The following is a 14,164-nucleotide window of genomic DNA, read 5'->3' on the forward strand; positions in this document are numbered from 1 at the left end:
TTAAATAGTAGATATTACGTAGATAGGTAAGCAAAATAAAAACGGTTGAGTACGCGAATTATTCGTTAGCAGCCGGAGCCGCAAGCCAGGGTTCCTGCCGACTGATTACGTCGATGGTTTGTCCGACCCGCAAACGCCCCAATACTGATTGACCAGTCAGCTTCGGCAATACGTTCTGTCCAAAGAGAATCTTGTGCTTCCACTGCCGATACGTCGACAGCGTACGCAAAGGCTCTTTTCCTAACGTAGCGGTTTCCGGATCAATGGTTGTCAGTACGCAGCGCGCGCAGGGTTTTACGCCGTAAAAATCGAGTTCGCCAATCCGGAAATGCGCCCAACTGTCTTCGTCGTACGGATCGCTGCCGCTCACAACTATGTTTGGCCGGAAACGTATCATGGATAACGACTCCGAAGCGCGTTGGTTCAGATAATCAAGTGACGATTGTCCGATTAACAGGTAAGGGTACCCATCCGCAAAACTAACGGCGTCCTGTTCGGGATCACGCGCATAGGCCGGGTCAACGGATCGGTGTGTCATCTCGGGCATATACACAAGTCGGCAGGGCTTTCCGAGAACGGCGGTAAACCACTGGTCTGCCTTTTCACTGACTGTCTGGGCGGGTACGTCTTTACTATCCCAGATGTTGACCAGCATCGTTTCACTACGTTCATCGGCATCAACAACCGGCGAAAGCGGCAGTTCCAGTACGTCGTCAGGACGGTTGCGGTGCCAGACACGTAACGTAGCGGCACGGTCCGGCGCTCCGGGGATAGCTACGTCGATCAGCGCCATCTGGTGGTTCGTCCGCTGGGTCATGAACTCGCCGGTTGGCGATACAAGCATAAACCGACGGTCGTGCTGAAACCCTTTCGGCTCCACAATCACTTCCGGCACCGAAATACCGCCCAGCGATTTGATCGGATAAATACGAAGTTCTGAAATAGTCATGATGGTCAACAGTGGTCAGTCATTAGCGGTTTTCGTCGATCGGTTCTTGACAAACGGCTATTGGCTTACGTTTAAAAACTCATCCTTGGCAGCGGGCTGACGGTTTGCGCCGTAAAATCACCCTGTTCGTACTTAAACTGAGCCGCCATCGCAATCATGGCCGCGTTGTCGGTACAGTACTCAAAACGGGGAATAAATACGTTCCAACCCTGCTCCTCGCCCAGTTTCGTCAAGGCGCTACGTAGTCCGCTGTTGGCCGATACCCCCCCCGCCACGGCAATGTCCCGAATACCGGTTTCGCGAGCCGCTCGTTTCAATTTCGTTAGGAGCATCTGTATCAACGTATGCTGAATACTAGCGCAAATATCGGGCAGATTCTGCTGAATAAAATCAGGGTTCGTTTTCGTATTATCACGCAGAAAATAGAGAATGGCGGTTTTGATCCCACTGAACGAAAAATCCAGATTCGGCATCTCGCTCATCGGAAACCGATACGCTAACGGATTACCTTCTTTGGCGTATTTGTCGATGAGCGGGCCGCCCGGATACGGTAAGCCCAACAACTTGGCCGACTTATCGAACGCTTCGCCCACGGCATCGTCCATCGTTTGACCAATAATGGTCATATCAAGTGGCCCATCGATACGTACAATCTGCGTATGGCCTCCGCTAACCGTCAGGCACAGAAAAGGAAACGTTGGCCTCGGTGCTTCAATGAAGTGAGCCAGTACGTGTGCCTGCATGTGATTGACTTCGATAAGCGGAATATTCAGCCCCAGCGCCATGGCTTTGGCAAACGACGTACCAACCAATAATGATCCCAGCAAACCCGGTCCACGCGTGAAAGCAATGGCAGAAAGCTCGTTTTTCAGTACCTTTGCATCGGATAAGGCCCGTTGAACAACAGGCAGAATATGTTGCTGATGAGCACGTGAAGCCAGTTCGGGCACTACACCCCCATACTGTTCATGAATTAACTGGGTGGCTATTACGTTCGACAAAATATGACCGTTGGCTAAAACAGCCGCCGATGTTTCATCGCAGGAAGACTCAATGGCTAAAATATTCACCGAACAAAATTAATGGATAATGATTTCTTCGTGAATAAACAATGGAAGTTAGGGCTAAACCGTTCCCTCATTTAGATGTCTAATCAGTAGTTGTTGTTCACTAATCCTTGTAAATTAGGCCTTTCCGCCCCGGATGCGTCAGTTTTTCTCCATATTCCTTAAAACGCTGCTCTACCTGGTTCTTACGGTACTGGGTTTAGCACTGGGAATTTTGCTGAGTCTGCAGTTACCGGCCGTACAAACTCGTCTGGCACAGAAAGGGGCCAAATGGCTTTCTGAAAAGCTTCTCTTTCCAGTTGACATTCAGGGGGTTTCCATAAAATGGTTTGACTCGCTAACGCTCGAAGGCGTACGAATTACGGATCGGGAAGGCCAGCCCATGATTACTGTCGGGCGGCTCGATGCGAATTATAATCTGCAAAATCTGATCGATTCGTCAGCTCACAATATTCATCTGGACGAAGTGGTGCTGTACAAGCCTGATGTGCGGATGATTAAACATCTGAACAATGGCGATACAAATCTGGATGATTTTATCGCCCGCATTGAAGAGCTAACGTCCGATCCGACAAAGCCTAGCGTACCCAATCAGAACGTACCGTTTACGGTGGCGCATATTCATCTGGTTGACGGTGCTTATACGCTCGAAGACCCGCGCGAACCGTTCATGCGCGACCCGAAGAGCTTCGATTACAACCACTTCACGCTCCAGAATCTGAATGCCGAGGTCAGTGATTTTTTAGTGCTTGGCGATACGATTGCCTTCGAAGCCAAGGGGCTATCGGGCATTGACCGCGATACACGTATTAAAATCCGGCAGCTGGATACACGTTTTCTGTATTGCAACACCAAAATGGAGTTAGGGAAATTATACGCCCACATCAATAACTCCGTCATTCGCAATGAACTGACGTTTCTATACGATAAACCGTCGGCATTTGGCGATTTTAACAACCGGGTACTCATGCGGGCGCGGTTCCGCAACTCAAAAGTCACGTCGAAAGATCTGGGCTATTTTTCTACGTATTTACGCGAACTGAACGAAACCTGGCTGTTGACTACCGATTTTTCGGGGACCGTTGACAACCTGCGACTGCATAATACGGACTTACGGTTTGGGCAAAACGGGCGCAGTCAGCTAACGGGGTACATTGCCTGGAAGGGGCTGCCTGATATCGACAAAACCACCGTTGATTTTGCGTTCACGCCGTCGGTCGTAAACATGGCCGATCTGCGGCAGTATTATCCGGATTCGTCGTTTAACCATACGATTCAGAAACTAGGAACCGCTACGTTCGACGCTACGTTCGTTGGCGCTTTCGATAATTTCAAAACGAATGGAACGTTCCGCACGGCGATTGGCAACGTATTCGGCGACCTGGCTTTAAAGCTTGCCGATAAAGCGAGTCCAACCACGTACACAGCCAACCTACGTAGCGAAAATCTGGATTTAGGCAAGCTGATCGATCAGCCCGACCAGTTTGGCAAGATCGATGGAAAAGGACGTATTATTGGTCACGGCACCGATCTGGAGCAGGCCAGTATTGATTTCAGCGGTCAGTTCGACCAGTTCGGCTGGCAGGGATATGATTATAAAAATGTTGAGGCCAGAGGCAATTTGCAGAAGGCACTTTTCGAAGGTCAACTGACCATTAATGACCCGAACCTGGCGTTTAATCTGGACGGGTTATTCAATCTGAAAGCTCCGCGGAATAGGTACGATTTCCGGGGCACCATCGAGCATGCCAACTTACGGGCATTGGGCTATCTGAGCGACTCGCTGGCCTTTAAAACAGATGTTGATATTCGTCTGGAAGGCAGCAAGCTAGACGATATTGTAGGAACCGCTACGTTCGATAACACCGTGCTTAGCTTGAATAAGCGAAACCTGAATCTAAATAAGCTTACGCTGTTTTCATCCATCGAACAACAGCCTGTACCAACTACTGATTCCACTAAACGCGAACTAACCCGCTCCCAGCGTTATTTTGATCTTGACTCCGATTTTCTGACAACTCGCTTACAGGGTAATTTTCAGCCGCAACGGACAATCGACGACCTGAAGCGATTAGTCAAAGAATACCAGCTTTATTTCAAAGGGGACGCGGCTGGTATGAGAGCCTATTACGAGCAGAAACGGGAACAGGCTAAACGGATTACCGGTCGGGCAGTATTGCCAACTGCGCGCTATGGCGTTGATTACCAGTTCATCACCAAAAACCTAACTCCTTTACTGTCTTTTCTTGGGGAATCGGCTTACGTAGCACCATCAACCCGACTGGAAGGACGGTTTACGGAAGATAACACGTCGTTTTTGACGGCAACGGTCAAGACTGATTCACTCCGATTCGGCACCCTTAGCTTCGGCCCAACGGATCTGGATTTAACGACCTCCAAGTTTATATACGATCAGGAAGTACTGGCATCGGCAGTAATCTCATCAAAGCGGCAGTTGTTCAGCTCCGTCTTACCGACCCGTAATTTACAGATTGAAGCCTCCTGGGATATCGATCACATTGATTTTACCAGTGATATTGAACAGGCCGACAGCAGTGGTAAATTCGTGAACCATGCCGATCTGAATGGCGAACTGCGCTTTAAGGGCGATGCCATTGACCTGACCTTCCGACAATCAAAAGTACGTGTACTCGATGGCGACTGGGTTCTTAATCCGCAAAGCCTGATTCGTAAAGTCGGCGACGAGTACACGATCCGAAACCTGTCGCTACTGAACGAAAATCAGTTTGTGCAGGCATCGGGCAAAATATCTCCCGATTCGGTTCAACACCTGAATCTGGAAGCGCAGAATTTCCTGTTAGCCTCTCTCAATCCGCTCCTGAATACCAGCCTGGGCGGTACGTTGAACGGTACGTTGTCGCTACGTAATTTTTACGATACGCCCATTCTTGAGAGTTCGCTGGCCGTCACAGCCTTGTCGTATCAGAAAGCGCTCATCGGCGATGTACGCGGGCAGGGCGAATGGGATCAGGCAGCCCAGCGCCTAAACGTCGATGCCCGTATCAGTCGAAATGAAACGGATATGCTTACGTTGCTCGGTACGTACACGCCCAAACGTAAGGCCGATCCCTTGTCACTGAAGGCTACGCTAAACGCCACCGACCTTAAACTACTGGAACCTTTCACACCTGGTCTTTTCTCCAATCTGGGCGGAATAGCGAGTGGCGTTGTAGCAGTTCGGGGTACGCCCAATTTACCTGTCTTGATGGGGCAGGTGGCGGTAAAAGGCGGGCGCGGTCGGTTTGACTACCTGAAAGCTGATTTCTCGTTTGACGACAATATTTACTTCGGCGAAAACGAAATCATTACCCGGCAACTAACGCTACGTGACCCACAGGGAAATACGGCCCTGATTCGGGGCGGGGTTTACCATGAAGGGTTTCGGAATTTCACACTCGGCTTCGACGCTGATTTGAAGAATTTCAAAATCATGAATACCGTTGCCAAAGACAACGATGCCTTTTACGGGCAGGCTGTTGTAACAGGGAAAGCGGAATTGTATGGCCCGCTCGACAACATCACAATTCGGTCGAACGTAACGAGTAATCGGGGAACTCGTATTTTCATCCCATTGGATGGCGCTACGTCGGTAGCCGATGATGAGCAGATTCGGTTTGTTAATCTGAGCAGCACTTCCGGCAACGTAGCGAATCGATCTGCCAGCCGCCCGGGTGCGCAGTCGGATGGTGAACTTGATTTGTCGCGCATCCAAATGGATTTCAATTTTAATATTACGCCCGATGCGTACTGCGAAATTCAGCTCGACAGACAAACAGGTGACATCATCAGCGCCTATGGCGAAGGACGTATCGCCATGAAAGTGGACACTAAAGGCGACTTTACGATGACAGGTAATTACGCCATCGAGCGGGGCGATTATACCTTTACGTTCCAGAACATCATTAATAAACGCTTTCAGATTCGACCCAACAGCCGCATTACGTGGACAGGTGACCCGTATGGTGCGCTTCTGGACGTAACGGCGGCTTATACGCAGTACACCTCACTGGCTCCTTTGTTACCCGGTCCGAAAACCACGACAACCGCCGATCAGAGTCGTCGATTCCCAGTTGATCTGGTTATTAAACTGAATGGCGAGTTAGGTAGTCCATCTATCAGCTACGATCTGGACATTAAAGAGTATCCATCCTCTTCCGATTTCCGGCAGGCCGTTACAGCTTTCGAATCGCGGATTCAAAGCAATGACCAGGAGCTAACACGTCAGGTAAGTAGCGTACTGTTATTCAACCAGTTGCTATCCGAAAACACCAGCCTTTTCGACCAGAATCAGGTCAATAGTGGCGTAGCGAACAGCGTGAGCGAATTACTTTCCAATCAGATTAGCCGACTGGCGTCGAACCTTAACGAGAACCTGGATATTGGCGTATCGTTTGGTGGTTTTACGAACGGAACGCAATCTGAAAATCTGCTCAATAACCTGCAATTGCGCTTCTCGTATCGCCTTCTGAACGATCGTTTACGGATTAGCCGCGATGGAGGTTTTACGTATGGACAGAGCCAGTACAATGCGGCCAGTTTACTGGGTGAATGGACCCTCGAATATTTCATAACGCCCGACGGTCAGTTTCGTGCGAAAGTATACAATCGCAATCAGCAAAGTATTCTAAGTCAGTATAGTACTACCAGTACCATCACAACGGGTGGCGGATTGAGTTTACTATACACCCGTTCGTTTAATCGTCTCTTCGGCGGCAAACGCAATTCCCCCGGTTTAACCCCCGATAAGCCTGAAGACGAAATAACTCCTACTCCCGTAACCACCTCTGTCAGAGGTCGGGAAATTCTCTAGTAAGCAGCTTCGGAGCGGATTTATTCATTACTGGCACTATGTCATTTACTCGCCAGTCCAGACGTATTACGCAAAGTTCTTCAATTAATTCTTGCGTCTGAAGGTTTAGCCTTTTATGTTTGTTTAAAATTAGTCTAAATAAAGAAATTGCTCATGTTAATTTCTGATAGCCAGTTTAGTCTATTCAAGGCTGGATTTTATTAGGATTAGGCTTGCCGCAGGCGCTACGTATACTAAATCATTATCAACTGCTTAAAAGTCAGGCCAATTAGACGAATCTTATTCCGAGGTAAATATGGACCATCAACATCATCTGAAAACTCTGTCACAAAACGAAAGCGGTTACGTTGGCTATTGCGCAGGCTGTCGGTCGTATAATCTCGCCTACAAAAATTCGCTGTTTATTCTGGCTGAAGCGGAATTTGTATCCTATCAGGAAGTCATAACGAACCGAACCGCTATGCGTCCTTTTTTCACAACGCACGGCAAAGAATGGCTTCTCAAAACACCCATGTCCAACTATTTTGTTCTGTTTTCAGAGGACGAAATCAATGAGCTTATTCAGCTGATGAATGAAGCTACGCTGCTCATGGAAGTAGATCAGTTATTAAAGACAACTCATAGGTTAGGTTAGTAGAACGCAGGAAAAGGAACTGGTTATTGACCGGTTCCTTTCTAAATTTTAAATCAGTATGGAAGAGTCACAATCAATACTGGCCGCTGCCCGAATCAGGCTGGAAAAGTCACTTCTGGAAAAAGGGCTACGTCGATCCTCAGAGCGTTTTGCTATTCTTGATGAGGTATATTCGCGGACCGACCATTTTGATGCCGAAGATTTATACCTGGCCATGCAGCAGAAATCATACCCTGTGAGTCGGGCAACAGTTTACAATACGTTAGAGGTATTTGTCGAATATGGGCTGGTTCAGCGACATCAGTTTGGCGACGAAGACAACATAAAAAGCCGCTACGAAAAATCGCTTGGACGACAGCAACATGGGCATTTAGTCTGCACAGACTGTCACCGGGTGAAAGAATTCTGTGATCCGCGTTTACACTTTATTAAAACGAACGTAGGGGAGTCATTGAATTTTCAGGTGCAATCCCATTCACTTGTCTTTTACGGAGAATGTACCGACGTGGATTGCGAGACTAAGCCCGGAAACACCTCAGTAAACAATTGACTAGACATAGGAAGGGGTAAAAACGAGTATATTGTTCTTTACTATACCAGACGAACCTTTTCCTGGATCATGTTCCATCTACTGCCGAAAACTCGGCTTTTTAAAAGCGCGTTTCTTGCTACGTTCCTCGTAGTTCATGCGCTACAGACCCAACGGACCTTTACAAATCCAATCAAAAATTCAGGTCCGGACCCATGGGTGCTACAGAAAGACGGCTGGTATTACTACATGAACACCACCGGCCGTAACCTGACGCTCTGGAAAACCCGTAACATGGCCGATCTTAGTACAGCCGAGAGCAAAGTCATTTATACGCCACCAGCGGGTAAACCTTATTCTAAAGAATTGTGGGCGCCAGAGATTCACTCGTTTAATAACCGCTGGTACATTTACTTTTCAGCCGATTCGCTCAATAATCTCACTCACCGGGTTTGGGTCATTGAAAACTCATCGCCTGATCCAATGCAGGGCGAATGGATGATGAAAGGGAAAATTGGCGATCAGGGTAACCACTGGGCCATTGACATGTCGGTTATCGACTATAATGGGCAGTTGTATGCAGCCTGGTCGGGTTGGGAAGGAAACACCAATGGCCGTCAGGATATATACCTTGCCAGGTTAAAAAACCCGTGGACAATAGATGGTGACCGTGTCAAGATATCGCAGCCCGATCAACCCTGGGAACTCCACGGCGACGTACCACAGGAATGGCAGAAAAACGGTGAAGTACCTAAAATTTATGTCAATGAAGGGCCAGAGTTCTTACGGCATAACGACAGTTTATTCATTGTCTACTCCGCAAATGCCTGCTGGCTCGATTATAGTCTCGGTTTGTTAACTTATAACGGAAAGGGTGATTTACTTGACCCAAGAAACTGGATAAAATATAATGGTCCAGTATTTACGCAGGCTCCCGAAAATGGTGTTTGGGGACCAGGACACGGCGGTTTTTTCCGGTCGGCCGACGGGAAACAGGATTGGATGATTTATCATGCCAATCCTTCGGCGACAGATGGCTGTGGCGACAAACGCGCCCCCCATATTCAACCGTTCACCTGGACCGCCGACGGCTCCCCTAATTTTGGCAGGCCTGTTCCTAAAAAATCAATGCCTGTTCCTACAGAATAACGTAGTAAACTCAATAAAGCCTCCCACTTCTTTCTTCATTAATTTTCATAAAGTCACATGCGAACACTCATTTTACCTGCCATTCTCGCGGCTTTGCTTAGTCTGAACGGTTGCAAATCAGCAAATAAAAGCGAACAGAAAGCGCTGGATTCACTTGCCGCGGCCAACGGTGACACAACGCTTTCCTCTACTACGTCGAGCGCCGAAACAGGACGGTGGTCGGCCGACAGAGCGAATGCCTGGTACAGCAAAGAACCTTTTCTGGTAGGTGCCAACTACATTCCCGCTAATGCTATTAACGAGCTGGAAATGTTTCAGGCAGAAACCTTCGATCCAAAAACGATTGACAAGGAGCTGGCTTTGGCCGAAGGTATTGGCATGAACACCATGCGTGTCTTTTTGCATGATTTACTATGGCAGGATTCGACGGGTTTTAAAAAGCGCCTTGATCAATTTCTAACCATTTGCGACAAGCATAAAATCCGGCCGATGCTGGTACTGTTCGATTCCTGCTGGGACCCGGCTCCTAAACTCGGCAAGCAACACGCCCCAACCCCAGGCATTCATAACTCAGGCTGGGTACAAAGTCCTGGTGCAGCAGCGCTGAAAGATCCATCACAATATCCGCGTCTGGCAGCCTATGTAAAAGGCGTAGTGAGTGCCTTTAAGGATGATAAACGGATTCTGGCCTGGGACATGTGGAATGAACCAGACAATACGAACGGAAATAGCTACGGCAAGAATCATCTAAAGACTGAACTGCCCGACGAAGAAAAGAAAACGCTGGTCAGAAATCTGTTACCTCAGGTCTTTCAATGGTCTCGCGCAGCAGGAGCCAGTCAGCCACTAACATCAGGAGTGTGGGTGTACCGTACTCCAGCCGATTGGCAGGATTCTACCAAATGGACTCCCATAGAGCGTGTTCAGTTCGACAATTCAGACATCATTACGTTCCATCAGTATTCCAAACCAGAGGATCTGGAGAAGGTGATTCCGGCATTGGAGACCTTTGGACGACCAGTCATCTGCACAGAATATATGGCGCGTGGAGTTAACAGTAAGTTTCAGACACATCTGCCGATTGCGAAGAAGGCTAAAGTAGGCATGATTAATTGGGGCTTTGTGGCTGGCAAAACGCAGACCTTCTTACCGTGGGATAGTTGGCAAAAGCCATACGTTAATGGCCGTGAACCAGCCGTTTGGTTTCATGAAGTTTTCAAACAGGATGGAACACCCGTTGATCCAGCCGAGACAGCAGCTATAAAACAGGCTACAGGAAAATAATGGTCTTGCTAAAAAACTTTTATAACGAAAGGGCTGATTCCCAAGCTATACACGTAGCAGCGGGCAGTTAGTAATAAACTTTTTTTTGCAGTCCCTTGCGCAGAATAGCGAAAGGCCCTACTTTTGTGCCACAATTACGGAAAGCGACAGCGCAAACCGTTAATTAAAATTGGTTCGGTAGTTCAGTTGGTTAGAATACCTGCCTGTCACGCAGGGGGTCGCGGGTTCGAGCCCCGTCCGGACCGCCACAAAAAAAAAGCACTTATCAGAAATGGTAAGTGCTTTTTTTTCTGGTTTGCACAATCAGTCTCTAATACTGTCAGAAGTAGTGCTTACTTTGTTGAAATTAATATTTTAGTCACGGTACAGCCCCCACAAATAACTTTGATTTAAAAGGTACCAAAAACTAGAAAATCTCCGTGGAGTCAAATCCCCTTTAAGCAGACGGCTGAGCGTTCGAGTCATTTCAACATCGCGCTCATTTTCAATCGCTTACAATAAAAAATATAGCTGCTTTTCGTTGGTGTACAAAAGTGATTATGTTATCCCAAGCATCTCCCTTCACTAAATACATAATTTTACTAGTATTTAGGAACGATGATATCTTTTAAAAGCCCGAAAGTACCAAGTAACGAAACCCGGAGGCTTATGATCACTAGCAAAAAAGGCCACACTCATTGCTGACGTAGCCTTTTTAAGTACCAATATTTTTAACCTTAAATCGATTCGATAATCAATAAAGTCAGTTGATTCCTTGTTAAAACAGATCCAGAATTACTTCAACAGCTAACAGAAAAAGAGAACCTGCAATAACAAGTATTAGCGTCCATGGTCCCATTATATGCGACTTCTTCCGTATAATCATAACAATAAGTAGGATGATAAGTGTAGAATCTGCGCATCTGGCTTGAAGTGAGTTTAGTTGAGTTAGTATAACGACAGATATTATCAAAAAGTTTTCTGCATTTCACGTTATTTAATGACTTACTAATCTGATTAACAGCCCATTGACATCCGGGTACAGGTAGTAGCAATGAGTAATCTGAAATCCTGATTGCTGCAAATAGCAAACCTTTGCATACCGACTCGAAAAAATGCCCGTCGGTATACAAAGGCCAAACAATCTTCGGCTTTATAAATACAGCAATACAATAACCAGGAAGGCCTTACTTGGTAAAGTACGTGACGCTATCCGCGTCCGTGTTGTTAGCATTATTTACCTCTCCCCCACTTAGTGGAGCAATAACCGAACAAAGTGCCATGGTTCCGGAAGTACTACCAGGCATAAATGCCCCTGTCAGGCCAAAGGAAAGTTTGCTTCCTGCTTCTATTATGTTATTAGCCGTGAGTATGTAGTAGTTTTCGTCTGAGGAATCATCAAAACTCCAAGCACTGTTCTGTACAGAATAGCCCCCGATCGACGTAGCAGTGGCATCAAAGGAAAGATCAACTTTTTCCTGTTTGTTGATATAAACTTTCACCTTACGGGTCGAACTAGAAGTCGTAGGAGAATTATTTAGCTCAAAAACATCTACGACAAAAGATACCTGAGAATTCCCATACAGAGTGGTCGGAGCAGTATGAACTACTGGTGTCAAATCCGGAGCGGGTATTACAACAACGGTCACTGTATTGTTGGCCGTTATATTAAGCACACAATCCCCAATTTTAATAGACGTAAGAACAGCAGTATGCGTGCCTAATGTTAGCATACCTGGCGCATAAGCTATCGCTAATTTGCGCAAGGCATCCGTTATATTACCATCCGCGTCGCTGGTAGCAGTCACTTGAGGCTGAAGCACACCATCAACAGTAAAAGTAAAGGTCTGACTTGTATTCGGTACTAGCCCAGTAACAATAGAAGTGATCGATAAGGGTTGCCCTTCATAGGATATTGTCGATTGCTCGTATTCTATACCGCCAAATGTGGGGCATACAGCTACAGATCTTTGAGATTGAAATCCGATTGTTGTTGCCAAAAGCCTGGCGCCTGGGAGCGTTGCCAGTATGATACCTAAAACAACCATACGCAGAAATCCTGAATACCCACTATTCGGATTACACAGATTACGATAAACTTTTTTCATGATTAAAGAGGAGTAAAAAGGTGATGTTAATTGATTGGGTAGATGCTTTTCCCTAAAAACGCTGCTAATCATCCGAGTTTCTTCAGGGTGTCATCTATTAATTAGTAACTCTATACTTGCTGTTAAAACGCCAATATATGGGCGATTGATGGCGAGGGAAAACCTAAGTAATATTACGGTCTTATATTCAACAATCTTGTACCGGAAAGTACATATTTAAAAAATTTTACTTCTGAAAAATCCTAAATAATCATTCTTTTTAACAAAAAACTTACGTTATCATATATTAATTTAAGATAATTTCATATCTTTTTAAGTACACATGAATAATAGCGCAAACAAGTCTCATGAGTATTTTTACCTAATTATTTATATTCACCAAAATCTTTATATATATACTTGTAGTGTATAGCTATATCTGGAATTAAATTTTATGAAAGATTTTGTTTCAGAATATCGTATTGTACTAAGCAAAAAATATTCATCACTACTAAAAAGCTTTGTTTGTTTTTCGCTGATTTTATCGAGTAAACAGCTCCCTGTCACTTGTATTCAAGTCTTTATTATTTATCAATAACTGTGCGTTCTTAGCACCTCATTATAAAAAATGTATCTCTTTCATTTACCATATAATAAATTTCAAACTTGTTATTAAAAAAATTAAATATTTCAGGACAAGTATTTAAAGCTATTTTCACATTTAGTACCTTTATGTACTTTTTTTTAAAACAAGTTTCTAGCTAAAGGTTAATTATAAGTATAGCATTAATTATACGTAGTGAAAAGACGCTATAATATGAATTACTAAGTACAGCAAATGACGTAGGTTAAAACCAGAAATTCATTGTTGAATGATAACTAGTAGTCGTCATTTTATTAAAAATTTCCATTAATAGTGTAGCCAATAATTCTAAAAATGTTTATCAATTAGTTAGTTGCTACGTTGATTAGCTGCCTTATAAAAATTATTGCATCATAAACCCACACAAATTGTAATTCTGATGTAATTGAGTTTACGTTCTATTAGCCTATTCTTAAACCTATGAAAAATAGTTTCCCCACCGACGAAGAGATGATTCGTCAATACCTTTCCAACCAGCCTAATCAATGTTTTGAAACGCTTTACAAACGCTACGTCTCGAAAGTATATAAACGATGCCTGTTTATGACCAAGGACGCTGAAGTGGCGCAGGATTTCACCCACGATGTGTTTATGAAAGCCTTTAGTAAGCTCAATAATTTTCAGCAACGGTCTAGCTTTTCTACCTGGCTCAATTCAATTGCTCACAACTACTGCTCAGACCAGCTTCGTTTGGCCAAACGGTTGCCTACAACATCAATCGATACAGTTTTAGAAGCAAATCTTACGGATTCCCGAGAAGGCCTGGCTGAGGAAGAAAGCCTGGAACTGGTTCGTCAGGCGATGGCAAGTTTACCCTTATCAGAGCAGCGATTGCTACGTCAGAAATATGAAGAAGGGGTAAGCATTGAAGAGTTGGCCAAACTATATAATATTAAGGTAAGTGCAGTTAAAATGCGGCTGAAACGAAGTCGAGATCGGATTCAGCAGTTTTGCAACCAAAAATACTCCGTCTAACACGGACTTCTAACGGCCAGGCAAGCCGCTATCGTAG

9 protein-coding genes and 1 tRNA gene are annotated in these 14,164 nt (G+C 45.5%); 7 read left to right on the forward strand and 3 right to left on the reverse strand.

Annotation, left to right across the window (positions count from 1 at the left end; all coding sequences use genetic code 11):
* Positions 1–58: 58 nt before the first annotated feature.
* Positions 59–949, reverse strand: coding sequence for an MOSC domain-containing protein (locus ACOJS8_RS22310; RefSeq protein ID WP_420150767.1), 891 nt, complete (start codon positions 947–949; stop codon positions 59–61).
* Positions 950–1,020: 71 nt separating this feature from the next.
* Positions 1,021–2,019: a tRNA (adenosine(37)-N6)-threonylcarbamoyltransferase complex transferase subunit TsaD gene (gene tsaD / locus ACOJS8_RS22315; protein ID WP_420150768.1), complete on the reverse strand. Its 999-nt coding sequence runs from the start codon at positions 2,017–2,019 to the stop codon at positions 1,021–1,023.
* Positions 2,020–2,152: 133 nt separating this feature from the next.
* Here tsaD and ACOJS8_RS22320 point away from each other — a divergent pair, with 133 nt between their 5' ends.
* From ACOJS8_RS22320 to ACOJS8_RS22345, 6 genes are all read left to right on the forward strand, one after another.
* Positions 2,153–6,847, forward strand: coding sequence for a translocation/assembly module TamB domain-containing protein (locus ACOJS8_RS22320; RefSeq protein WP_420150769.1), 4,695 nt, complete (start codon positions 2,153–2,155; stop codon positions 6,845–6,847).
* Positions 6,848–7,142: 295 nt separating this feature from the next.
* On the forward strand, positions 7,143–7,481 hold the full coding sequence (locus ACOJS8_RS22325; protein ID WP_420150770.1) for a DUF6686 family protein: 339 nt from the start codon (positions 7,143–7,145) through the stop codon (positions 7,479–7,481).
* A gap of 58 nt (positions 7,482–7,539) precedes the next feature.
* Entirely contained in the window at positions 7,540–8,031 is a 492-nt protein-coding gene (locus ACOJS8_RS22330) for a Fur family transcriptional regulator (RefSeq protein WP_420150771.1), read from the forward strand.
* Positions 8,032–8,100: 69 nt separating this feature from the next.
* A complete protein-coding gene (locus tag ACOJS8_RS22335; RefSeq protein ID WP_420150772.1) occupies positions 8,101–9,159 on the forward strand; it encodes a family 43 glycosylhydrolase in 1,059 nt (352 codons plus the stop codon).
* A 57-nt stretch (positions 9,160–9,216) separates the two neighbouring features.
* Positions 9,217–10,443: a cellulase family glycosylhydrolase gene (locus ACOJS8_RS22340; protein ID WP_420150773.1), complete on the forward strand. Its 1,227-nt coding sequence runs from the start codon at positions 9,217–9,219 to the stop codon at positions 10,441–10,443.
* Between the two features lie 171 nt (positions 10,444–10,614).
* A tRNA-Asp gene (locus tag ACOJS8_RS22345) sits at positions 10,615–10,691 on the forward strand.
* 918 nt (positions 10,692–11,609) lie between these two features.
* On the opposite strand, the gene ACOJS8_RS22350 is transcribed toward ACOJS8_RS22345, so the two are convergent.
* Entirely contained in the window at positions 11,610–12,530 is a 921-nt protein-coding gene (locus ACOJS8_RS22350) for a hypothetical protein (protein WP_420150774.1), read from the reverse strand.
* 1,042 nt (positions 12,531–13,572) lie between these two features.
* On the opposite strand from ACOJS8_RS22350, the gene ACOJS8_RS22355 reads away from it, so the two are divergent.
* A complete protein-coding gene (locus tag ACOJS8_RS22355; protein WP_420150775.1) occupies positions 13,573–14,127 on the forward strand; it encodes an RNA polymerase sigma factor in 555 nt (184 codons plus the stop codon).
* Positions 14,128–14,164: the final 37 nt, after the last annotated feature.

Source organism: Spirosoma sp. (assembly GCF_048594605.1).
GTDB lineage: Bacteria > Bacteroidota > Bacteroidia > Cytophagales > Spirosomataceae > Spirosoma.